This is a genomic window from uncultured Campylobacter sp. (genome assembly GCF_938045205.1).
Classification (GTDB): domain Bacteria; phylum Campylobacterota; class Campylobacteria; order Campylobacterales; family Campylobacteraceae; genus Campylobacter_B.
Genome location: NZ_CALIMY010000102.1, coordinates 1 through 22,658, shown reverse-complemented (window position 1 = coordinate 22,658; position 22,658 = coordinate 1). Strand labels below are relative to the sequence as shown.

19 protein-coding genes are annotated in these 22,658 nt (G+C 48.7%); 15 read left to right on the top strand and 4 right to left on the bottom strand.

The annotated features are described in order from the left end of the window. Nucleotides 1-27: 27 nt before the first annotated feature. Complete coding sequence (locus Q0198_RS06215; RefSeq protein WP_297896171.1) at nucleotides 28-3,390, bottom strand: DUF748 domain-containing protein; 3,363 nt, start codon at nucleotides 3,388-3,390, stop codon at nucleotides 28-30. A gap of 65 nt (nucleotides 3,391-3,455) precedes the next feature. On the opposite strand from Q0198_RS06215, the gene Q0198_RS06210 reads away from it, so the two are divergent. Genes Q0198_RS06210 through carB form a run of 7 tightly spaced genes read left to right on the top strand, consistent with a single transcriptional unit; the run spans nucleotide 3,456 to nucleotide 12,147 of the window. Beyond that, a complete protein-coding gene (locus Q0198_RS06210; RefSeq protein ID WP_297896169.1) occupies nucleotides 3,456-4,589 on the top strand; it encodes an epoxyqueuosine reductase QueH in 1,134 nt (377 codons plus the stop codon). 33 nt (nucleotides 4,590-4,622) lie between these two features. Next, nucleotides 4,623-5,072 (top strand): 3-hydroxyacyl-ACP dehydratase FabZ, encoded by a 450-nt coding sequence (gene fabZ / locus Q0198_RS06205; RefSeq protein ID WP_297896167.1) that lies wholly within the window; start codon nucleotides 4,623-4,625, stop codon nucleotides 5,070-5,072. Beyond that, nucleotides 5,072-5,860 carry an acyl-ACP--UDP-N-acetylglucosamine O-acyltransferase gene (lpxA, locus tag Q0198_RS06200; RefSeq protein ID WP_297896166.1) on the top strand — a complete coding sequence of 263 codons (789 nt, stop codon included), beginning with the start codon at nucleotides 5,072-5,074 and terminating at the stop codon, nucleotides 5,858-5,860. Before fabZ ends, lpxA begins: the two co-directional genes overlap by 1 nt. Then, nucleotides 5,860-7,098 carry an ATP-dependent protease ATP-binding subunit ClpX gene (gene clpX, locus Q0198_RS06195; protein ID WP_297880234.1) on the top strand — a complete coding sequence of 413 codons (1,239 nt, stop codon included), beginning with the start codon at nucleotides 5,860-5,862 and terminating at the stop codon, nucleotides 7,096-7,098. Before lpxA ends, clpX begins: the two co-directional genes overlap by 1 nt. Before the next feature lie 9 nt (nucleotides 7,099-7,107). Then, a complete protein-coding gene (locus tag Q0198_RS06190; RefSeq protein WP_005869818.1) occupies nucleotides 7,108-8,142 on the top strand; it encodes a rod shape-determining protein in 1,035 nt (344 codons plus the stop codon). Further along, complete coding sequence (mreC, locus tag Q0198_RS06185) at nucleotides 8,135-8,884, top strand: rod shape-determining protein MreC (protein ID WP_297896164.1); 750 nt, start codon at nucleotides 8,135-8,137, stop codon at nucleotides 8,882-8,884. Before Q0198_RS06190 ends, mreC begins: the two co-directional genes overlap by 8 nt. Further along, entirely contained in the window at nucleotides 8,884-12,147 is a 3,264-nt protein-coding gene (carB, locus tag Q0198_RS06180) for a carbamoyl-phosphate synthase large subunit (RefSeq protein ID WP_297896162.1), read from the top strand. Before mreC ends, carB begins: the two co-directional genes overlap by 1 nt. Nucleotides 12,148-12,213: 66 nt before the next feature. Here the strand turns inward: carB and Q0198_RS06175 are convergent, their stop codons facing one another. Beyond that, a complete protein-coding gene (locus Q0198_RS06175) occupies nucleotides 12,214-12,588 on the bottom strand; it encodes a hypothetical protein (RefSeq protein ID WP_297896160.1) in 375 nt (124 codons plus the stop codon). A gap of 118 nt (nucleotides 12,589-12,706) precedes the next feature. Continuing rightward, the gene (locus tag Q0198_RS06170; RefSeq protein ID WP_297896158.1) at nucleotides 12,707-13,597 is read right to left on the bottom strand and encodes a peptidylprolyl isomerase; all 891 of its coding nucleotides are present in this window, start codon (nucleotides 13,595-13,597) and stop codon (nucleotides 12,707-12,709) included. 84 nt (nucleotides 13,598-13,681) lie between these two features. Here Q0198_RS06170 and gltX point away from each other — a divergent pair, with 84 nt between their 5' ends. From gltX to Q0198_RS06130, 8 genes are all read left to right on the top strand, one after another. Further along, a complete protein-coding gene (gene gltX, locus Q0198_RS06165; RefSeq protein ID WP_297896156.1) occupies nucleotides 13,682-15,061 on the top strand; it encodes a glutamate--tRNA ligase in 1,380 nt (459 codons plus the stop codon). Between the two features lies 1 nt (nucleotide 15,062). Beyond that, on the top strand, nucleotides 15,063-16,319 hold the full coding sequence (locus tag Q0198_RS06160; protein WP_297896154.1) for a malic enzyme-like NAD(P)-binding protein: 1,257 nt from the start codon (nucleotides 15,063-15,065) through the stop codon (nucleotides 16,317-16,319). Between the two features lie 44 nt (nucleotides 16,320-16,363). Beyond that, a complete protein-coding gene (locus Q0198_RS06155; protein ID WP_297896150.1) occupies nucleotides 16,364-17,812 on the top strand; it encodes a nicotinate phosphoribosyltransferase in 1,449 nt (482 codons plus the stop codon). Beyond that, nucleotides 17,805-18,176, top strand: coding sequence for a hypothetical protein (locus Q0198_RS06150; protein ID WP_297896148.1), 372 nt, complete (start codon nucleotides 17,805-17,807; stop codon nucleotides 18,174-18,176). Before Q0198_RS06155 ends, Q0198_RS06150 begins: the two co-directional genes overlap by 8 nt. A gap of 77 nt (nucleotides 18,177-18,253) precedes the next feature. Continuing rightward, nucleotides 18,254-18,946, top strand: a complete 693-nt coding sequence (locus Q0198_RS06145) for an MqnA/MqnD/SBP family protein (RefSeq protein ID WP_297896147.1) — start codon at nucleotides 18,254-18,256, stop codon at nucleotides 18,944-18,946. Next, entirely contained in the window at nucleotides 18,943-20,301 is a 1,359-nt protein-coding gene (gene gdhA, locus Q0198_RS06140) for an NADP-specific glutamate dehydrogenase (RefSeq protein WP_297896145.1), read from the top strand. The genes Q0198_RS06145 and gdhA overlap by 4 nt, the downstream gene beginning before the upstream one ends. Nucleotides 20,302-20,781: 480 nt before the next feature. After that, nucleotides 20,782-21,513 (top strand): DUF4197 domain-containing protein, encoded by a 732-nt coding sequence (locus tag Q0198_RS06135; RefSeq protein ID WP_297896144.1) that lies wholly within the window; start codon nucleotides 20,782-20,784, stop codon nucleotides 21,511-21,513. Between the two features lie 298 nt (nucleotides 21,514-21,811). Next, entirely contained in the window at nucleotides 21,812-21,940 is a 129-nt protein-coding gene (locus tag Q0198_RS06130; protein ID WP_297896141.1) for a hypothetical protein, read from the top strand. Here the strand turns inward: Q0198_RS06130 and Q0198_RS06125 are convergent. Beyond that, a complete protein-coding gene (locus tag Q0198_RS06125; protein WP_297896140.1) occupies nucleotides 21,927-22,502 on the bottom strand; it encodes a hypothetical protein in 576 nt (191 codons plus the stop codon). The genes Q0198_RS06130 and Q0198_RS06125 overlap by 14 nt on opposite strands. Nucleotides 22,503-22,658 lie beyond the last annotated feature (156 nt).

Below are 22,658 nucleotides of genomic sequence, written 5' to 3'. Positions count from 1 at the left end.
GCTTAGTATAGCCAAATTTTGCTTACGCTATTTTTCAAGACCCAGGTTTAGCGGGATAAAGCTGTTTTGTTTAAGCTCCGCTTCGCTCGGTTTTTTGATCTCTATGCGAGATGCGCTTACGCCGCGCTGCACGAGTGCCGATTGCACGGCGGCCGCTCTGGCAAGGGCTAACTCATCAAGACGGGAGCGGGTAAATTTCTGCGCGCTTATCAGCTCCTCCATCGCCTCATCGCCGCTAGCTTTGATGCCGTATTTGACCTTAAGCGCCGCTATGGCTTCATCCGTGGAGAGACCTTGTTTATTGGACATCAGCGTGAGGGTATTTTGCAGCGAGCGCCTTTTAAACTCGTGAGTATCGAGCTTTTCGTTATACGCGGAGTTTAGGATGATCTTAAGTTCAGGCTTGGCTTTTGCGACCTTGGCTAAATCATCTATTTTAGAGTTTTCGCTGATTAAAATTTCACTGCTTGCCGCCTCAAAATCGATACTTTCGAGCTCTTTCGTATCTACGCCCGCGATCTTTCCCATAAATCTAAACGGGCTTAACACGATGTCAGAGAGCAGCTTTTTGACCGCGCCCCAAACCAGCGCGCCGTAGCTAAATTTCGGATCGCTCAGCGTGCCGCTTAGAGGCAGGCTAATATCGATCTGATCGTCGCTGTCTTTTAGGATTGATACGACTAGACCGATCGGAAGGCTCAGCGCATCCTTGCTCTGCACCTCTTTGCCAAGCTCGAAGCGGTCTAAATTTAGATCATTGCTTGCGTTTAGCTTGCCATCGTCGATTTTGTAGGCAAGTTTTAAATTTAACTTGCCGCCCGCGATTTCGTTGCCGATATATTTGGCGGTATAGGGCGATGCGGGCACAAGCGGAATCTCCTTTAAAACGACGTTTATATCGCTTTTGCGTTTAAAATCCAGAAGGTAGGCGCGCGCCGTGATGCTCGCTAGCCCGCTTCCGCTTACGAGCGAGCTAAGCTTGATATCCGCCGCCCGCTTCGGACTGATCTCGCTGATGCTTGCTTTCATATCGCTGATGCGCAGTTTAAAGGGTGTTGCTAGACTCTCATCGGTGAAATTTAAACTTCCGCCGCTAAGCGAGATATTTTTTACGCTCCACGCAAAGCTTGCCTTGCTTTTTGCGGATCTGCTAGGCGCAGCTTCGGCGGGCTTTACGGCCTGCTTTGCCTGCGAGGCGGGCTTTATTAGCGAAGTTAAATTTAAACGCCTGTCTTTATTTAGCGAGATATTTGCCGCAGGTGAGCCAAGAGCGATCTTATTTAATGCGAGAGAGTTTGGGCTCAGCGCGATTTGCGCGACATTCAGCGACGCAAGGGAGAAAATTTTATCCCTGCCCGAGCTTAACGCCAAGCCCTTGCCCGATAGCTTTGCTTCGAGCGAGAATGTGTTTGAAAGCTTCAGCTGCCCTTGCGTAGCGAGCTCGCCCGCGATGGAGCCCGCGATAAATTCTGCCATATATTTGTTAAAAACGCTCAAGTTCGGCGCCTTTAAGCTAAAGTTCGCGCCCACGTTAAGCGGCGCGATACTAGCCTTGCCGTCCGCGTTAGCGGTGATCTCGCCCGTGATAAGGCTTGCTTTGATACCGAAAGGCTCGGCGAAATTCGAGCTTAGCCCGCTTAGCGTGGCGCTGAAATCCTTGATCTCGTGCACGTTGTTTTTAACGATAAAGCTCTCGCCGATCTTAGCCTTTGCGCCGGTTACGGAGGCCTCGCCGATCTTAAATTTTAAAGCGGGGCTTTTGGCGGGCTTTTTAGAATCCGAATTTGCGCCGCTTGCCGTAGAGTTTACATCCGCCGGGTTTGTATCGCCCGCGCTCGCCGTTTTTTTGGGGCTCGCAGGATTTTTAGAGATCGCGCTTAAAATCGCCAGATCGTTTATGCTTTTCGCGCCATTGGCGCCCACTTCCGAGTTGAAAAACGGCTCGTTTAGTAAAATTTTATCCACGTCCAGATTGAGATCCGCGACGTTAAATTTAACCTCATGTACGCCGAAGCTTTCAAATCCGCTAAAAATTCCGTTTTTATTTGCGATTTTGGAGTTTGAAATTTTAGCAAACTTCAGACTTGCGCCGTTTTGCATGCCCTCTTTGTCGTAGCTAAACGCGCCCAGCTCGGTTGCGGCGAGTGAAATTTTATCGCTGCGCGCTAGCGTAATCTGCGTATCCGCGATACTAAAGGCGCCAAAACCCGTATGAAGGGCTGTATCGTTACCTTCGGCGTTAAATTTTAAAAAATTTCCCGTGATTTTAGTATCGTTTGAGACGACCGAAATTTGCGGGTTTGCAAAGCTTGAGCGGGTTAGATCTACGCTTTTTACGGCGGAGTTTAGCCGCAAGTTTGCCCCCGTTTTATTAAAATCCAGCGCAAAATCCGCGACCCGCGCGCCCTCAAAGCCCGTGGAAATTTTAGTTTCGTTCATATCGTATTTTGCGCCCGAAACTAGTACTTGCGGAATCATCACTTTGCCTGAAATTTCATCCGAAACGTCCGTATTTAGCTCAAAGCTCGGAATTTTCAGCGAGCCTAGCGAAATTAAATTTTGATCTTGCAAAATTTCTAGGCTTTGCAGCTCGAGTTTTGAGTTTTCAAGCGCAAATTTTATATTTTCATCGAGGCTCAATCGGTAATTCAGCTCGGCGGAAAGGAAGCCGTTTTTAAACCGCACGCCGCTAGGATCGAGGTACGATAGCCAAAACGGATCGATTTTCAGCCGCGAGATACCTACCTTGCCGTGCAGACGAAGAGGCGCCAGGTCGATGGCTCCATCGAAGCTTAGCGCGTCGTATGTACGCGAAACGGCGCTTAAATCGTGCTCGCCGATCGTTTCGTCCTTTAAATTTAGTCCGTTGATCTCATAATTTAGCTCGGTCGAGATGAGCGAAAACGGCCTTTTTAGGGAGTTATCGACGTAGCCCAGAGAGCCGCGCTCGATCTTAAAATTATTCAGCGTGACGTTGAAGCTGGAGTTTTCATCCTTGTTTTCGCTCTTTTGCTCCGAAAGTAGCGGCTCAAAATTGAAGGTGCCGTTTTGTTCGCGCTCAACGTGAAATTTAGGGGATTTAAGATGTAAAATTTCTACCGCGAGAGTCTTTTTAAAAAGCTTCGAAAAACCGATTTTTAAATTTATCTCATCGGCGCTAAACAGCGGCTTAAAGGTGCTAAGCTCCGGCTTTGTGACGTTTAGCTCGTAGGTAAAGGGGTTAAATTTAGCGTCCTGCACGCTAAAGTTTGCTCTGCCCTCTAAAATTTTAGGCAGCGCCTTTTCGATAAAAAGCGGCACGCCGAAAAAGCCCGCAAGCACGTAAAACAGCGCAAATCCACCTACGCCGAAAGCAAACTTACGCCAGTGTTTTATAAAAAAATTTTTCATTTTTCCGCTCATTAATTTTGATAGCGTAAAATTATATCCAAAAATTTCGTGCAAAGGGTTAAAATTTGCTGGTTCACATCTGCTGCTCGGTCGATTGCGATTATTTTTTGCGTCGCTTAAAAGAGCTCGCGCAAGAGCCGCTAATAGGCTATTTCTACGATCCAAACATACACCCTTACGGCGAATACGTTCTTAGAATGCAGGACTCAAAGCGGGTTTGCGAAAATTTGGGGATTAAATTTATTCCGGGCGAGTATGATTTGCAGGGCTGGCTACAGGGTGCGTGCGGGCTTGAAAACGAGCCAGAAAAGGGCGCGCGCTGCGAGTTTTGTTTTGATTTTCGCATGCAAAAAACGGCCGAGCTTGCACTAAGCCTAGGCGAGGGCAAAATCACTACGACTCTTCTGATGAGTCCCAAAAAATCGCACTCTCAACTTTGCGCCTCGTTGCAGCGCATTTGCGAGCGCTGCGGACTGGAGTTTATCGCGCCCGATTTTCGCAAAAACGGCGGCACGAACGAGCAGTTTGCGCTCGCGAAAAAAGATGCGCTCTATCATCAAAACTACTGCGGCTGTATCTACGCGCTTGCGGCGCAGCGGAATGATCAGCGAAGGGCCGAGCGAAATTCGGGCGGAAGTCTGACGGCGGATTTGAGGCGAAATTTAGCCCAAGGCGCCGAAATTTACGAGCTAATGTCGTCTATCGATCGGCAAATCCTGCCCGCTTCGGTAGAGGAGAAGTTGAAATTTTACAAAAAGCTTTGCTCGCTCGAAAGAAAAGGGGTTAAATTTAGCGTGCTGCGCGATCGGTTTTTAAACTACCGCCTGCTGCGCGCATGGATTAAATTTGACGGGCGTGTAGTGCCCTCGTTTGTGCTATTTGGCTCGCATTTTACGCGCGAAAACGTGAAGCTTAGCATAGAGCGCGAGTGCGAAATTTTTTGCAGCGACAAAGGCGAGATTAAAATTTTAAACCTGGCGAAATTTAACGAAATTTCAAGATCAAATTTCAAAAGCGTATCCGAAATGCTAAAAAACCCGCCGAGCCTCGCGCGCCAAAATAAAACTCGCGCCGCCCTGTGCGCTGCGGGCTCGCTCTCGCCGATCATCGTCACGGACGAGATAAGAGCTGCCAAAGTTCAAATTTACGGGCTCTCGCGCATATTTTTAGACGTTAGGGAAATTTTAGTAAGAATTTGATAAGATTCTAAAATTTCTAAAAAAGGCAGATAAATGATAGATATAAACGAAATCCTCTCCATCCTACCTCATCGCTTCCCGTTTTTGCTGATAGATCGCGTCGAAGAGCTCAGCATAGGCGAAAGCATCAAGGCCTATAAAAACGTAACCTACAACGAGCAGATCTTTCAGGGTCACTTCCCGGGGCACCCGATCTATCCGGGCGTAATGATTATCGAGGGCTTAGCGCAGGCAGGCGGCGTGCTGGCGTTTAAGAGCATGGAGAAAGAGGGCGTCGATCTAAGCGACAAGGTCGTATATTTTATGAGTATCGACAACGCTAAATTTAGAAACCCGGTCCGCCCCGGCGACAAGCTTGAGTATCGCATCAGCGTAATCAAACACCGCGGACGCATCTGGGTGCTAAAGGGCGAAGCCTACATCAACGACGGCGCCAAATTGGCCGCGCAGGCGGAACTTCAAGCGATGATAATGGATAAATGATGGCTAAAGTTCACCACACGGCGATCATCGAGGACGGCGCGCAGATCGGAGCCGAGGTTGTGATCGAGCCGTATGCTTTCATAAGCGCGCAGGCTAAAATCGGCGACGGCTGCACGATCAAGCAGGGTGCGCGTATCATCGGCGATACGCAAATCGGCGAGGGCTCTAAAATTTTTTCATACGCGATCGTGGGCGAAATTCCGCAGGATATGAGTTTTGAAGAGGGCGAGCGTACAGGGTTAGTCATCGGCAAAAACGCTACGATTCACGAGTTTTGCACGATTAGCTCGGGCTCGCATAAGGGCGACGGATTTACGCGCATCGGCGATAATCTATTTATGATGGCGTATTGCCACATCGCGCACGATTGCGTGCTGGGAAGCAACATAATCCTAGCCAACAACGCTACGCTCGCAGGCCACGTCGCAATGGGCGATTATGCCGTTATCGGCGGGCTTACCCCCGTGCATCAGTTCGTCCAAATCGGCGAGAGCTGCATGATCGCAGGGGCTAGCGCGCTTAGTCAGGACGTGGTGCCGTTTTGCCTAGCCGAGGGAAATCGCGCCTATATTCGCGGGCTAAATTTAACGGGCATCCGCCGCCGCTTCGATAAAGAGACGGTCGAGACGATAAATCGGGCGTATAAATTTTTATTCAACCAAGGCAAGGGCTTAAAGGAGCAGGCGCAAATTTTATTAAACGAAACGAGCGATCAAAACGTGCGAAAGATGTGCGAGTTTATAATCAACACAAAACGCGGAATTCCGCTAGATAAAGGTAAAATTTAATGGCAAATAAGTGCAGTTTTTGCGGTGAGACGGGCGCGGACGGGCGTCGTATCTATCCTAACGATGACGGTACGGCGGCTATCTGCAGCTATTGTATCGATATGGCATACGCCGCTATCCACGGCAGCGAGGGCCAAAATGAGGCGGTACAAAATCAAAATAAAGAGATCGATTTCGAGGCTATCAAGCCAAAGGCGCTGATGGAGGTTCTAAACCGCTACGTCATCGGCCAGGAACGTGCTAAGAAAATTTTTAGCGTCGGCGTTTACAACCACTATAAAAGAATTTTCAGGCAGACCGACGCGAAAGGCGACGATACCGAAATTTCAAAATCAAATATCTTGCTTATCGGACCTACCGGCAGCGGTAAGACGCTTATGGCACAGACCTTGGCGCGATTTTTGGACGTGCCGATCGCCATTAGCGACGCTACGAGCCTAACGGAAGCGGGCTACGTCGGCGAGGACGTAGAAAATATCCTCACCCGCCTTTTACAGGCTGCGGACGGCGATGTAGAAAAGGCACAGCGCGGTATCGTATTCGTAGATGAGATCGATAAGATCGCGCGAATGAGCGAAAACCGCAGCATCACGCGCGACGTAAGCGGCGAAGGTGTACAACAAGCGCTGCTTAAGATCATCGAAGGAAGCGTCGTAAATATCCCGCCGAAGGGCGGCCGCAAGCATCCAAATCAGGATTTCATCCAAATCGATACGACCAATATTTTGTTCGTCTGCGGCGGTGCGTTCGACGGGCTAAACGAGATCATCAACCGCCGCATCGGGCAGAACGTGCTCGGGTTTAACCAAACCAAGCGCAGCAAGAAAGAGAGCTTAAATTTGCTAAATATGGTCGAGGCCGACGATTTGGTGCATTACGGCATAATTCCCGAGCTCATCGGGCGCTTGCACGTAGTGGCTACGCTAAATGAGATCGACGAAAAGGCGATGGTTAGAATTTTAACCGAGCCGAAAAACGCGATCTTAAAGCAATATCAAAAGCTCTTTGCGATAGACGGCGCAAATTTAAAATTTGACGACGACGCGCTAAGGGAGGTTGCGAGCCTTGCGATCAAGCGCAAAACCGGCGCACGCGGACTTCGTAGCATAATCGAGGAGATTATGATCGATATTATGTTTGATCTGCCTGAGCTTAAGGGCTATGACGTCATCATATCCAAAGAGGTCGTAGACGGCGTCTCTAAGCCGATACTTGTAAAACAAAATTTAACTGCATAAAGGGGATAAATGTTACTTGATTCGATTCTAGGATTATTTTCTAGGGATATGGGTATTGATCTAGGCACGGCAAACACGCTGGTGCTGCTAAAAGATAAAGGCATCATCATCAACGAACCGAGCGTCGTCGCGGTACAAAACGAACGCTACGGCAAGCAAAGAATCATCGCCGTGGGCGCCGAAGCCAAAGAGATGCTCGGACGCACTCCGGGCGACATCGAAGCGGTGCGCCCGATGAAGGACGGCGTTATCGCGGATTTTGATATGACGGAGAAGATGATTAGATATTTTATCGAAAAGACCCACAAGCGCCGCTTTTTCGTAAGTCCGCGTATCATCATCTCGGTACCTTACGGACTAACTCAGGTCGAGCGCAAAGCCGTGCGCGAAAGTGCGATGATAGCGGGCGCGCGCGAGGTTTATCTAATCGAAGAGCCGATGGCTGCGGCGATCGGTGCGGGACTTCCGGTGAATGAAGCGCGCGGCTCGCTAGTCGTGGATATTGGCGGCGGTACCACCGAGATCGGCGTCATCTCTTTAGGCGGCATCATTAGCGCCAAATCCGTTCGCGTCGCGGGCGATAAGATCGACGCAAGCATCGTTAATTACGTCAAAGAAAAATATAGCCTGCTTATTTCGGAGCGTGCGGCCGAGGAGATTAAGATCAAGATCGGCACGGCGGTGCAACAGCAAAAAGATCTTACATACACGGTCAAAGGAAAAGACCAGATCAGCGGGCTTTTAAGCTCGGTCGATCTTACGAGCGAGGACGTTAGAGAGGCGATCAAAGACTCGATCAGAGAGATTGCCGATGCGTTAAAATTTGTGCTAGAGAGCATTCAGCCCGAAGTTGCCGCCGACATCGTCGAAAACGGCGTCGTACTAACGGGCGGCGGTGCGCTCATTCGCGGATTAGATAAATATCTAAGCGACACCGTAAAGCTTCCGGTTTTCGTCGCGGACGAGCCACTGCTGTGCGTCGCAAACGGCACGGGAAAAGCCTTAGAAGAGATCAAATCGCTAAAACAAGCGGCAAATGACTAATCTCAAACTCCTCCTCGTCGCGGTTTTGCTGGTAGCTGTTTCGCTTACGTTCGGCTCGTATATCCACGGCAAATTTATCGGATTTGCAGGAGGAATTTTAGAGGTTTATTACGGCGTGAGTGATCGGGTAAAAAGCGCTGTGAACGAGCATTTTAACCAAGCAGAGACGATCAAAGCTCTACGAGAAGAAAACGCCGAGCTAAAAAAATCGGCGATGTTGCTTAGCACGTTCGCGGGCGAGCTGAATAAAATTTTGATCGATAAAAACAGCTCCATTTATGAGCCCAAAGTCCAGCTCGTAAAGGCGCTGAGCTATGCAAATCTAAACGACTACAATAAATTCTTCGTAAATTTTGAAAATTTTAACCCAAACAAAATTTACGGACTCATCAGCGAGGGCAAGACCGCAGGAATTTTAGTAAATAAAGACGGACGCCCGCTTGCGATCTTGCAGCGCGACGAAAAGAGCAACTTCTCCGTTTTCATAGGTGACGCTCAAATTCCTGGCGTCGCAGGCGGCGAAAATAACGAGCTCGTAGTCAGATACATCCCGCAATGGCTCGATCCCAAGGTAGGCGATGAGGTTTTTACGAGCGGGAAAGATGAAATTTTCTTTGCCGGCGTGCCGGTAGGAAAGGTTAAAGAGATTCAAAACGGAAAGCTATACAAAAGCGCCGTCGTAGAGCCCTACGTGAGCTCCGAGATGCCGGCGTTTTTGTATGTCGTTACAAAGGAAAATTGATGCCCAAAAGAGATGATATTAAGACGATTTTGCTGATCGGCAGCGGTCCGATCGTAATCGGGCAGGCGTGCGAGTTTGATTATAGCGGCACGCAGGCGGCTAAGACGTTAAAGAGCCTTGGATACCGCGTAGTGCTAATAAACTCAAACCCCGCTACCATTATGACCGATCCCGATTTTGCCGACGCTACTTATATCGAGCCGATCACCAAAGAGAGCATTTTGCGTATCATAAAGCGCGAGGGCGTCGATGCGATCCTGCCTACGATGGGCGGACAGGTCGCGCTAAACGTCGCGATGCAGGCTTACGAAAGCGGCGAGCTAGCAGGGGTAAAATTTCTAGGCGCCAAGCCTGAAGCGATAAAAAAAGGCGAGGATAGGGTAAAATTTAAAGAGGCGATGATTAAGATCGGAATGGATCTGCCTAAATCCAAGTACGCTTACAATATTGAAGAGGCGATGGCTGCTGCAAATGAGATCGGCTTTCCGCTCATTATCCGCGCTAGCTACACCCTAGGCGGCGCAGGCAGCGGCGTAGCGTACAATATCGACGAGTTTAAAGAGGTCGCGCAAAACGGGCTAGACGTGAGCCCTATAAATGAAATTTTGATCGAAGAGAGCCTACTTGGATGGAAAGAGTTCGAAATGGAGGTGATCCGCGATCATAAGGACAACTGCATCATCGTCTGCTCGATCGAAAATTTCGACCCGATGGGGGTGCATACGGGCGATAGCATCACGGTTGCGCCCGCTCTTACGCTTACCGATAAAGAATACCAGGCGATGCGCGACGCGAGTTTTAAAATTTTGCGCGAGATCGGCGTGGATACGGGCGGCAGTAACGTGCAGTTTGCGATAAATCCGCAAACTGGTCGCATGATCGTCATCGAGATGAACCCGCGCGTAAGCCGTAGCTCGGCTCTCGCGTCCAAAGCTACGGGCTATCCGATCGCTAAGGTCGCTACGATGCTGGCGGTGGGCTTTAGCCTGGATGAGATTAAAAACGATATCACCGGCACGCCCGCAAGCTTTGAGCCGGTGATCGATTATATCGTTACTAAAATTCCGCGCTTTGCGTTTGAAAAATTCCCAGGCGCAAACCCCTATCTCGGCACCGCGATGAAAAGTATCGGCGAGGTGATGGCGATCGGACGCAGCTTTAAAGAGAGCATTCAAAAGGCGCTGTGCTCGCTGGAGAAGGGCTACTTCGGCTTCGTGGAACTAAATTTGAGCGAAAAGGATCTCATCTTCGGGCTTCGCAACGCGCAGCAAGATAGAGCTTTATATATCGCCCAGGGCTTTAGAGCGGGCATGAGCGTGGATCAAATTTACGAGCTTAGCAAGATCGATCGCTGGTTTTTGAGCCAGATTGAGCAGATCGTAAAATTTGAAGAGCACATCGATATGGAGATCATCAACGACGCGGCGCTTCTCAGACAGGCCAAGAGCTGGGGCTTTAGTGATAAGATGATCGCAAATTTGATCAACAAAAAGGACAATCTGGGCCTTACGCAAAACGACATCCATTTTGCCTGCGCCAGACAGGGCATAGGCCTTGAATACAACGAAGTAGATACCTGTGCGGGCGAGTTTGCGGCGCTTACTCCGTATCTGTACTCCAGTACCAACATAACGCCCGCCATCGCAAGCCGTAAAATTTCAAAAGATAATAAAAAAGTCCTCATCATCGGTGGCGGTCCGAACCGCATCGGACAGGGCATCGAGTTTGACTACTGCTGCGTGCACGCCAGCTACGCTCTGCGCGATATGGGGATCACTACGATAATGTATAACTGCAACCCAGAAACCGTCAGTACCGACTACGATACGAGCGATATTTTGTACTTCGAGCCGATCGATTTCGAGCATGTTAGAGCGGTCATCGAGGCCGAGAACCCCGACGGCGTGATCGTACATTTCGGTGGCCAAACGCCGCTAAAGCTCGCTAAGCGCCTAAGTACCGTGGGAGCCAAGATCATCGGCACGAGCGCGCGCACGATAGACGTAGCGGAGGATCGCAAAAAATTTAGCGAGTTTATCGCAAGTATCGGCGTTAAGCAGCCTAAAAACGATACCGCCGTAAGCGAAGCAGAAGCGATCGAAAAGGCCGCTGCGATCGGCTATCCCGTACTCGTGCGCCCTAGCTACGTGCTCGGCGGTCGCGCGATGCGGCGCGTACATAGCGAAGCCGAGCTTAGGCAGTATATGAGCGAGGCGGTGCGCGTGAGCGATCACTCGCCGGTGCTGATAGATAAATTTTTACTTGACGCGACAGAGCTTGACGTCGATGCGATCTGCGATGGGCGCGACGTATATATCGGCGCAATAATGGAGCATATCGAAGAAGCGGGTATCCACAGCGGCGATAGCGCGAGCATTTTGCCGCCGCTTAGTCTAAGCGCGGAGATGATCGATCTGGTAAGTCGCCAAACCAAAGAGATCGCGCTAAATCTCGGCGTCGTGGGGCTTATGAATATTCAATTCGCGATTTTTGAAAACGAGCTTTATATTATCGAGGTAAATCCGCGCGCGAGCCGCACCGTTCCGTTTGTAAGCAAGGCGAGCGGAATTCCGATGGCAAAGGTCGCTACTCGCGTAATGTGGCAAGGGGGTTTGCGCGAGGCTTTGAAATTTTACGACGAGTTCGGCGTGCTGATCGAAGAAAAGGGAATTTTAAAGCCGCGTATTAAAAACCATATCTGCGTCAAAGAGAGCGTCTTTCCTTTCAACAAACTTACGGGCGCAGATCTGATCCTGGGGCCCGAGATGAAAAGCACCGGCGAGGTGATGGGCATCGGCGAGAGCTTTGCCAAGAGCTTTGCTAAATCTCAAATCGGTGCGAGCAACGCGCTTCCAAGCGGCGGCAAAGTGTTTTTGTCGCTCGCGGATCACGATAAACCGCGAGCCATAGAGCTTGCACGCGCGTTTACGGATGCAGGCTTTAGTATCGCGGCTACGAGCGGCACTCACAAGCTGCTGGGAGAAAACGGCGTAGAGTGCGAGTTTGTCTATAAAATCAGCGAGGGTCGCCCAAATATCGAGGACAAGCTCAAAAATGGCGAAATTTCGCTCGTCATCAACACTAGCGATAGCAAATCAAGCTCCACCGATGCCGCGAAGATCCGCCAGAGCGTGCTGCGCTTTAGGCTGCCGTATTTTACGACGATGAAGGCGGCGATCGCCGCTACGCGCTCGATCTGCTCGATAAAGGACGACTCTGTGCTTGAAGTTAAAACGTTACAGGAGTATCTAAGCGGCAAGTAGCGCGAACAGGCCTCCGTTAGCGCCATGCCGCGATGAAATTTTAGGAAGCGAAATTCTGCTACGAAATTAACGTATGAAATTTCTAAATTTTATCGGTAGCATCCCCATTTTATATGCATAAAATTTTTTAGGAGATACTATTAAATGAGTGGAGATAGGCAACGCAAGGATTTGCAAGATAAGGTTTGGGCACTGCAAATCGCGTATGAGGCTCGGTAAATGAGGCTTTAAGCAATGCATCAAAAGTAAATTTGTTCCAAGCAGATTTATATAAATTTTAAAATTTAGCTCCTCGCCGTCATATTCGTCGCTCCAAATGGCGATAAGCTTAAAGGCCGTATCGATGTGGGAGTAAAATTTGCTCGCGCCAAAGTCCGCAGCGCTTATGACGCCGATTCTAGGATCACTTTTAAGTTCGGTAAAATTTTTGATCGTTATCACCACGAAGCCTTTAAATTTTATCAAAATTTTACGCGCGAGCGGATAAGCTGCGCGCTTGCCCTTGCGTTATCGGCGTTAAATTCTATAAAATTTAATGCACGGCGGCGGATTTTAAAATTTACCGCCTTTTTTGCACTTTAACTTTTGGGGCGGTTTTTGCGCCTTGTGCTTTTGCCTGCGGGCGCTCGATGATGCGGATATTGGCGTTTGAGCGGAGCCTGTCGTTAAACTCGGCGACCGCTTTTTTGCGCTCGGAGGTTACGTAGCCCTCGATCGCCCTATCTTGCACGCTGTCAAAATCAAGCGTGCGAAGCCCCTTTTTGTCGTTTACGTAAAACATCTCGTAGCCGTTGCGCGTAGGGATTATCGGCGAAAATTTGCCCTGCTCGACGTTCGTGACGATGTATTTGAGCCCCTCGTCCATTTGATTGGCCTTGAGGGTTCCCTTCATCACATACACGTCGCTTGGGCGGAGCTTTGGATTTGCGCGGATCTTATCGAGTGGAGCCTGAGATTTTGCGATGTAGCGGGTGAGCGTGATGCTATCGAAAGTCGTGAATAATGAACTATTTTGGCTGTAAAATTTTTTGACATTTTCGGGGGTCGTGCGGTGCTGTACGTCTGCGAATATCGAGCCATAGAGCTTTTCTTCAAGCAGGGTGCGGCGGACGTTTTCTCTAAAATCGGCGTAATTCATCCCTTGGCTTTCTACCGCGGTTTTTAGCTGATCAAAGCTTAGCTTATTTTGCTCGGCGATCGCTTTGAGCCTCGCGTCGACCTCCGCGTCATTTACCGCGATACCGCGACGTTTAATCTCGGATTGTTGCAGCTTTTGCCCGATTAAAATTTCCATCGCGGCTTGCGGCGAAGTGCCCGTTAGTTTTTGAACTTTGGCTAGTTCGTAGCCGGTGATGGGCTCATTATCTACCACGGCGATGACGCCGTTTACTACTTCGGCATTTGCACAAACGGCACATATCATTGCGGAAAAAAGCAGTTTCTTTATCATTTTTAACCTTTATTTAGTCTTTTTGCTTTATAATTACAAGATCGCGATTATAACATTAAATGGTAATTTTTGCAAAGGAATTTTATGATAGTAACTCGTTTTGCGCCGAGTCCTACGGGATATTTACATATCGGCGGACTTAGAACGGCGCTTTTTAGTTATCTTTACGCTAGAGCAAACGGCGGCAAATTCCTGCTGCGTATTGAGGACACTGATCTGAAGCGCAATTCGCAGGAGGCTGCTAAGGCGATCGAGGAAGCCTTTAAGTGGTGCAATCTGGACTATGACGGGCAGATCGTGTATCAAAGCTCGCGCTTCGATCTTTATAAACAATACGTCCAGAAGTTGCTAGATGAGGGCAAAGCGTATAGATGCTATATGAGCAAGGATGAGCTGGATGAGCTGCGCGCGCAGCAGGAAGCTCGCAAAGAGCGCCCGCGCTACGATAACCGCTATCGCGACTTTACTGGCACGCCTCCTGCTGGGATCGAGCCCGTAATCCGCATCAAATCCCCGCTTAGCGGCACGATAGAATTTAACGACGGCATCAAGGGCGAGATAAAATTTAATGCCGCCGATATTTTGGACGATTTCATTATCGCGCGCTCTGACGGCACGCCTACGTACAACTTCACGGTCGTGATCGACGACGCGCTGATGGGCGTCACGGACGTGATCCGCGGCGACGATCATCTAAGCAACACCCCGAAGCAGATCGTGCTGTATAATGCGCTAGGCTTTAAAATCCCGAAATTTTACCACGTAGCGATGATCAACGGCACCGACGGCAGCAAGCTGAGCAAACGCCACGGCGCTACCGACGTGATGGAATATAAGCGTATGGGCTATCTGCCCCAGGCTCTGCTAAATTTTTTAGTGCGCCTGGGCTGGAGCCACGGGGATGATGAAATTTTTAGCATGGAGGAGATGAAGCGATACTTTGATCCTAACCATATCAGCAAGAGCGCTAGCACCTTCAACCAAACCAAGCTCGAGTGGTTAAACGCGCATTATATTAAAAACTCTGACGACGATGAGCTTGTCTTGCAGCTTGTGGAATTCGGCGTCGATATCCGTTCGCATGCGAAAAAACATCTCATCGCGCAGCAGTACAAACAGCGCGCAAAGACGCTAGTGGAGATGGCCGAGGGCATTAAAATTCTTCTAAACCGCCCGAGCTGCTATGACGAGAAGGCGTATAAGAAATTTGTAACCGAAAGTTCGCTAAGCTTACTCGCAAAATTTGCGGATACTCTAAGCGCAAATTTAAATGCAAAGGAGTGCGAGGAAAGGACGATGGGGTTTTTGGACGCAAACGGCGCCAAGCTAAAGGATCTTGCCCAGCCTCTGCGCGTTGCGATCACGGGAGGAAGCGTAAGTCCGTCGATTTTTGAAATTTGTGAAATTTTAGGAAGCGACGAAGTTAAAACTAGAATTTCAAATTTAATCAAAAAAGGATTATAAAATGGCTAAAGTAAACGTTGAAGCGGCTTTGAAGTACCACATAGGCGGTAAAATCGGAACGAATGTAAAAACCCCGTGCGCTACTGCGGAGGATTTGGCGCTTGCATACACGCCGGGCGTCGCGGAGCCTTGCAAGGTGATCGAAGGTGATCACGAGGCTGCGTTTAAATACACGAATAAAGCCAATCTCGTAGCCGTTATTACTAACGGCACGGCGGTTTTGGGCCTCGGAGATATCGGCGCAATCGCCGGAAAGCCCGTAATGGAGGGCAAGGCGGTTTTGTTCAAAAAATTCGGCGGCGTAGATGCCTTCGATATCGAGATTGACGAAAAAGATCCTAAAAAGATAATTGAAATTTGCAAAGCGCTTGCGCCTACGTTCGGCGGTATAAATTTAGAGGATATTAAAGCTCCCGAGTGCTTCGAGATCGAGCGCGAGCTACAAAAATCCGTCGATATCCCAGTCATGCACGACGATCAACATGGCACCGCTATGATTACGGGCGCAGGGCTAATCAATGCAGCCCTCATCAGCGGCAAAAAGATCGAGGATATGAAGATCGTAGTCAGCGGCTCGGGCGCTGCTGGCATAGCGTGCGCAAAGATGTATCGTAATTTAGGCGCCAAACATATCATAATGCTCGATTCCAAAGGGGTGATCCATAAGGGCCGCACCGATCTTACCGAGCAGAAGAAAGAATTTGCCCTAGACACTGCAGATCGTACGCTAGAGGACGCGATGAAGGGCGCGGATATGTTTTTGGGTCTTAGCAAGCCGGGCGTTTTAACTAAAGAGATGGTAAAGACTATGGCGCCGCATCCAATCATTTTTGCGCTTGCAAATCCGGTACCCGAAATTTATCCAAGCGAGGTCGAGGAAGTACGAAACGACGCGATCGTAGGCACAGGTAGAAGCGACTTTGCAAATCAGATCAATAACGTTTTGGGCTTTCCGTATATCTTCCGTGGCGCGCTTGACGTAAGAGCCAAAAAGATTACCGAAAATATGAAAATTGCTGCCGCTCGCGCGATGGCAGATCTTGCTCGCGAAGAGGTTCCTGAAGAAATCCGCAAGATGCTGGGTAAGGATAACTTAAAATTCGGCAAAGACTACGTGATCCCAAATCCTTTCGATCCGCGCGTATTTGCCGTGATCTCGACGGCGGTCGCAAAAGCTGCGGTAGATGACGGCGTCGCTCGCGTCAAAGACTTTGACGCTGCGGCTTATAAAAAAAGCTTAGAAGCCAAAAAGCTATGATTTTTTGCTCCTGCGCGAGGCGAGATTAAATTTAAGAGGCGTAAATGAAAGATTTGGCTTTACTTACCGATTTTTATCAGCTTAGTATGATGCAGGGCTATTTTTTTACAAAGCCCGATCAGACGGCGGTTTTTGACGTTTTTTATCGCAAAAACCCAAGCGGCGGCGGTTACGCGATATTTTGCGGCTTAAACGAGGTCGTGGATTATATCGAAAACTTAAAATTTAGCGAGGACGACATCGCGTATCTAAAAAGTTTAAATTTCTTTAAGCCGGAATTTTTGGAATTTCTAAGAGGCTTTAAATTTAGCGGCGAAATTTACGCTATGGACGAGGGGCAGATCGTATTTCCGCACGAGCCGCTTATCCGCGTCAAAGCAAATATCATGGAAGCACAGCTCATCGAGACCGCGATCCTAAATACTATAAATTTCCAAACTCTCATCGCTACGAAAAGCTCGCGTATAAACTTTAGCGCCAAAAATGATTCGGTGATGGAGTTTGGCTTGCGCCGTGCTCAGGGGCGAAGTGCGGGCATCTACGGCGCAAAGGCTGCGATTATAGGCGGTTGCAGCGCCACATCAAACGTGCTTGCCGCAAAGAAATTTGACGTCCCTGCGATCGGCACCCACTCGCACTCGTGGATTCAGAGCTTTGATAGCGAGCTGGAGGCATTTCGCGCTTACGCTAAAATTTATCCAAACAGCACGCTTTTGCTCGTCGATACCTACGATACTCTCGCAAGCGGCGTGCCGAATGCGATCAAGGTTTTTGAGGAGCTGCGCGCAAGCGGTCATAAGCCACTTGGAATCCGCATCGATTCGGGCGATCTGGAGTATCTGACCAAGCAGGCGCGTAAGATGCTCGACGCGGTGGGCTTTAATGACGCGAAGATCACTGCGTCGAATGATCTAGACGAATACGCGATCGATCAGCTTAAGCTCTTCGACGCCAAAATCGACAACTGGGGGATCGGCACTAGGCTTATTACGGGCGGAGATAGTTCGAGCCTCGGCGGCGTGTATAAGCTAAGCGGTATCGAAAAAGATGGCGAGATCATAGCTAAGATCAAAATTTCAAACGATCCGCGCAAGATCAATAACCCCGGTTACAAGCAGGTCTTTAGGCTCTACGACAAAGATAACGGCATGGCGCTTGCCGATCTGATCACGCTTGAGGGAGAGAGCATAGACGAGAGCGCGCCGCTTGAAATTTTTCACCCGCTTTACACCTACAAACGCAAAATTTTAACGAATTTCAGCGCGCATAAGCTCTTACGCCCCGTTTTCAAGGAGGGCAAATTCGTAGGCGTCCGCCGCACGGTAAGCGAGATCGCGCGTTTTAGCAAGGAGCAGAAGAGTAAATTTTGGCTTGAGCACCTTCGCAACGTCCATCCGCAGAGCTACAAAGTGGATCTCTCTCAAAAGCTTTGGGATATCCGAAAATCACTCATCAACGAGTGCAACCTCAATTTAAAGGAAAAATATGTTTAAAGTTCTATCGTGCGCCGCTTTGGCGTTAGTTTTGCTAGGATGCGGCTCAAACCAGCTCCGCCAATCCCCAGATAGCGCTATGAATAAGCAAGCACAGAGCGAAAAAACCATAACCAAAGAGAACGCAAAGACCTTCTATTTCGTCGATGAGCAGGGCAAAAAACTATCGCTTAGCTCAAACGACGATTTCAATACCGCCGTGCTAGAGGACGATAGCGGCAAAAGCTACAACCTCAAGCGCGAACGAGCCGCAGACGGCATCTATATGGAGAACAAAGACGGAGTGAGCATCCACTTCAAAAAAGGCGAGGGCATAGTGGAGTTTATCAAATACAAATCCATCCCGATCACCGAGGTCAAATAAACTTTAAAATTTTTTGGTTAAATTCCGATTTAGCGCTGGAATTTAACATCTTTTCTGCGCTAAATTCGGAGAAAGTCATGTTATTAGGCAAAATCGATTATCTAAATTTGCTCCCTTTTCACGTATTTTTAAAATCCCTTCCGCTGTCGTCTTACGTTAAAAAATCGATAGAATTTAAAAAAGGGGTGCCGAGCAAACTCTGCGCCGATCTTTATAGCCGCAGGATAGATGCCGCGGTGATCTCGAGTATCGAAAGCCGCCGCGCAAAATACCGCAGACTGCCTCTTGGAATCGTCGCAAAGCGGGAAGTGCTAAGCGTGCTCGTGCGCAAAAACTCGGCGCCCAGGCTTGATCCTGCGTCGATGAGCTCAAATATGCTAGCTCGCGTGCTGGATCTTAGCGGCGAGGTGCTAATCGGCGATAATGCTCTAAAGGCGCTGCTTTCGCAGGGCAAGGATAAATTCTACGATCTTGGCGAAATTTGGCAGCAGCGCACGGGCTTGCCCTTTGTTTTTGGGCGGCTGTGCTGCGTGAAAAACGAAAAAGCTTACGCGCGCCTGGCGACGAAATTTTTACGTTCGCGCATTAAAATTCCAAGATATATCCTGCAAAGCTACGCCATTTCGCGCGGCATAAAAGAGCGTGAAATTTTAAATTATCTAAAATTTATAAGCTATAAAATCGGCGTCCGCGAGGAGCTGGCGCTGAAAAAATTTATCGCCAAAGCCAAAAAATTAAAATTTAATCCGGTTCAAAAGGAGGAACTATGAAGTCTTACATCGACGGCTTGCTGCTAAATTTAAAGCGTGCCAATCCCGGTCAGGAGGTCTTTATCCAGGCATCGACCGAGATTTTATACTCGCTCATACCGCTTCTAAAGCGCGATGAGCGATACGTGAAAAATAAAATTTTAGAGCGTATTTTGGCGCCCGAGCGCACGATGATGTTTCGCGTCGTCTATATGAGCGACGGCGGCGAGCCCTGCGTGCATACGGGATACCGCATAGAGTTTAACTCCGCTCTGGGTCCTTACAAAGGCGGCCTGCGCTTTCATCCGAGCGTAAATTTGGGCGTTTTAAAATTTTTAGGGTTTGAGCAAATTTTTAAAAATTCCCTCACGGGTCTTAATATCGGCGGCGCAAAAGGCGGTGCAAATTTCGATCCCAAGGGCAAGAGCGACGGCGAGATTATGAGATTTTGCCAAGCTTTTATGTTGGAACTTCACCGCCTAATCAGCTCCAATACCGACGTGCCCGCAGGCGACATCGGCGTGGGCGGTCGCGAGATCGGCTATATGTACGGCGCGTATAAAAAGCTCACCCGCAGATTCGACGGCGCGCTTACGGGCAAGGGGCTAAGCTGGGGCGGCAGCCTTGCGCGCACCGAGGCTACGGGCTACGGATCGGTCTATTTTGCAAACGAGATGCTCGCTACCAGAGGCGATTCGCTGCACGGCAAAATTTGCACAATTTCAGGCGCCGGCAACGTCGCGATCTACACAGCCGAAAAGCTCTATCAAATGCAGGCTAAGCCCGTTACAGTAAGCGATTCTACGGGCTTTATCTATGACGCCGAGGGAATTGACGTAATGCTTCTTAAAAAACTAAAAGAGCAGCTGCGCGTAGGGCTTTGCGAATATATTAAAGAGCGTCCTAATGCAAAATTTATCCCCGTAAGCGCCTATCCCGCGGGTCGCAACGGCGTGTGGAGCGTGCCGTGCGACGCCGCGTTTCCGAGCGCTACGCAAAATGAGCTTAATATGCAAGACGTAAAGACTCTCTATGCCAACGGATGTCGCATGGTTTGCGAGGGTGCGAATATGCCAAGCACGCTTGAGGCGATAGATTTTATGCTCGCGCAAAAAGACTTTCTTTTCGGCCCTGCGAAAGCGGCGAATGCAGGCGGCGTGGCTACAAGTGGGCTTGAGATGGCGCAAAACGCGCAGATGGCGTCGTGGAGCTTCGAGGAGGTCGATAGCAAGCTGCGCGAGATCATGCGCCACATATTTCGCACCAGCTACGAGACCTCGAAGGAATTCGGCGCGGAGGGCAACCTCGTGCTAGGCTCAAATATCGCGGGTTTCCGCCGCGTAGCCGATGCGATGCTGGATCAAGGTCTGGTTTAAGCTCAACTCGCTTTATTTTGTCAAAAGCGGCAGCTCGCTTTTAAATTTAGCTCTTTAAATTTGCGGCGAGCTTTTGGTTGTTTTGATAAAATTTCAATCGTTTGTGCTGAGGATATGCGCACTTCTCGACATAATTCATTTTGTATGTCTTGTATTGGTATCTGGCGCGCTGCATAAATTTAAAAGTGTCAAGCAGTGCGGTTTTAAAATTTTTAGCTTGTCGTAGCACTGTTTTTAAAATTTAGCCGTAAGTACGACAAAACCCGCCGCCAAATTTCATCTTTAAATTTAACGGGTAAATTTTACTCGTTAAATTTAGCTTTGAAATTCTGCGTTTAAATTTAGCCTCGAATCCGCTTTCAAATTTAGCCTAAATTTTATATTAAATCGTCCGCGCAGCGCGAAAATTTAAACCGAGCACGGGCTGGGCGTTTACCGCAGTTTGGCATAATGGCGCAAATTTTATCCAAAGGTTGCAATATGAAAAAATTTATAGTTTTACTCGCCGCTGCGTCGCTGTCGCTTGCGCATGCAGACGTTACGGATATCCTGAAGCAGGGCGCGGACGTGCTCGGTGCGACTCATAGCGGAAACTACAAAGAGCTGCTCGCTTCCGCCACAAACCGCGCCGTAGCCGAGCTCGCCAAGGGCTACATCCACAGCAAGACCGCTAAAATCGAGCTTCCCCCTTCTCTTAAGGCGGCTGCGAAGCTTGCGAGAAAGGTGGGCGGCGATAAATGGGAGCGAGAGCTCGTCGTGAGTATGAACGATGCCGCTACCAAGGCGGTAAGCGGCGCGAGCAAGATATTTTTGCAAGATCTGAAATCGATGAGCGACGCCGACGTTAAAAAGCTCATCGGCGGCGGTGACACCGCACTTAGTGAGTATTTGCAGAGCAAATCTGGCGCAAAGCTGCGAGCGGTTTTTAGGCCGATCGTAAGCGATATGATGAGCAAAAACAGCTTTGCGACGGCGTATAACGGGCTAAATTCCTTCGCACAAAACAAGATCGCGGGTAACGAAGCGGTGCAAAACATCGCGCGCGGGCTGGGCGCGAGCGAGTATCTGCCTAAGCAGGGCGAGGATTTGAACGATTACATCACGCAAAAGACGCTGGACGGGCTATTTGCGGTGATGAGAGAAAAAGAAAGCGCGCTTCGCGGCAGCGCCGTCGGCAAAGGTGCAGGGATTTTAGGCAAGGTTCTTAAATAAAACTTGTGGCGAGGCTTTGGCGTAAATTCCACCGTATAGCTACTTTTAGTTGCTTTGCGCCGTAAGCTTGGGTAGCCTAAAGCCGTGCGTAAAACGCCTACTCGCGCGAGCAGCTGCTTGCGCTAAAGCGGGCGCGCGGCGGAATTTAGAGGTTCGTTTGTCGCGCTTGGAGCCTGTTTGCTTAAGACGATAATCTTAACGCGGAGTTTAATCCGCGAAATTTGAAATTTCGCAATACGCAAACAGTTTGAAATTTTAAAATTTCACGTGGAGTTTTAGAATTTCGTGCGGCAATTGAATGCGCGTATATCTAGCGCTTACGTTTGAAATTTTACAAAGCGACGGAGTATCGGGAAATAGGGCGGTAGCCGATAAAAGAGCAAGGGTAAAGAAAGAAAGTCGTCTTGTAAATTTCATCGCTTTTTAAATTTACGCTTTTTGATCTTCGGAGCTTTAGCGTTTTGCTCGGAAGCGTTTCCTTGTCGATACACGCCGTCATTTTTATACTCCGTTAGCTTTTTGCCGCAGTATGAACAAATTTGATCGGTATCTTTGACGTCCTCGTACAGGTAAAATTTAAAGCAGTCCTTGCACCACATATATTGTGGATATCTTTTTATGCTCTTTTCAGGATGGAGGGCGAGGTAAAAAAACGAGATACTAATAAGTAAAACCAAAAATCCAGAGATAAGAAAAGGATATCCGATTTTGCTTTGTATTCCTGCAGGATCTTCCGTTGTAAAAATTTCTATAGATATTATTAAAAGGTTTAAGCCTATCAAGGCATTAATCACTCTACCTATTTTTTTGTTTATGAAAATTCCTGCAGAAGTAAACAATACGCCGATGATAAAAATCTTGATAATATAGACCGGCTCAACTGCGCTCCAGCCTCCGTATTTAAAATACATCTTTCCGCTAAAGTAGCCAAGAATACTTTCAAATACAAAAAATGCGCCCAAAAGTATTAAACCTATCCTAGTGCTCATTTTTTATTCCTATGGCTTTTTTGAGATAGTTGTCATTGTTTGAATAGCGCCCCATTAGGCTGTAGCTTGTTGTCGGGGGCATACTTTCATTAAGCATATCGTTAGTAAAATTTATCAAATTTAATAAAATATCTATTTTAGCCATCAATGCTGTAT

Excerpts from the sequence above, each read along its gene's own strand:
- Q0198_RS06215 (WP_297896171.1), bottom strand. The coding sequence starts at position 3,390 with ATGAAAAATTTTTTTATAAAACACTGGCGTAAGTTTGCTTTCGGCGTA.
- fabZ (WP_297896167.1), top strand. The coding sequence starts at position 4,623 with ATGATAGATATAAACGAAATCCTCTCCATCCTACCTCATCGCTTCCCG.
- lpxA (WP_297896166.1), top strand. The coding sequence starts at position 5,072 with ATGGCTAAAGTTCACCACACGGCGATCATCGAGGACGGCGCGCAGATC.
- clpX (WP_297880234.1), top strand. The coding sequence starts at position 5,860 with ATGGCAAATAAGTGCAGTTTTTGCGGTGAGACGGGCGCGGACGGGCGT.
- Q0198_RS06190 (WP_005869818.1), top strand. The coding sequence starts at position 7,108 with ATGTTACTTGATTCGATTCTAGGATTATTTTCTAGGGATATGGGTATT.
- mreC (WP_297896164.1), top strand. The coding sequence starts at position 8,135 with ATGACTAATCTCAAACTCCTCCTCGTCGCGGTTTTGCTGGTAGCTGTT.
- carB (WP_297896162.1), top strand. The coding sequence starts at position 8,884 with ATGCCCAAAAGAGATGATATTAAGACGATTTTGCTGATCGGCAGCGGT.
- Q0198_RS06170 (WP_297896158.1), bottom strand. The coding sequence starts at position 13,597 with ATGATAAAGAAACTGCTTTTTTCCGCAATGATATGTGCCGTTTGTGCA.
- gltX (WP_297896156.1), top strand. The coding sequence starts at position 13,682 with ATGATAGTAACTCGTTTTGCGCCGAGTCCTACGGGATATTTACATATC.
- Q0198_RS06160 (WP_297896154.1), top strand. The coding sequence starts at position 15,063 with ATGGCTAAAGTAAACGTTGAAGCGGCTTTGAAGTACCACATAGGCGGT.
- Q0198_RS06155 (WP_297896150.1), top strand. The coding sequence starts at position 16,364 with ATGAAAGATTTGGCTTTACTTACCGATTTTTATCAGCTTAGTATGATG.
- Q0198_RS06150 (WP_297896148.1), top strand. The coding sequence starts at position 17,805 with ATGTTTAAAGTTCTATCGTGCGCCGCTTTGGCGTTAGTTTTGCTAGGA.
- Q0198_RS06145 (WP_297896147.1), top strand. The coding sequence starts at position 18,254 with ATGTTATTAGGCAAAATCGATTATCTAAATTTGCTCCCTTTTCACGTA.
- gdhA (WP_297896145.1), top strand. The coding sequence starts at position 18,943 with ATGAAGTCTTACATCGACGGCTTGCTGCTAAATTTAAAGCGTGCCAAT.
- Q0198_RS06135 (WP_297896144.1), top strand. The coding sequence starts at position 20,782 with ATGAAAAAATTTATAGTTTTACTCGCCGCTGCGTCGCTGTCGCTTGCG.
- Q0198_RS06130 (WP_297896141.1), top strand. The coding sequence starts at position 21,812 with ATGCGCGTATATCTAGCGCTTACGTTTGAAATTTTACAAAGCGACGGA.
- Q0198_RS06125 (WP_297896140.1), bottom strand. The coding sequence starts at position 22,502 with ATGAGCACTAGGATAGGTTTAATACTTTTGGGCGCATTTTTTGTATTT.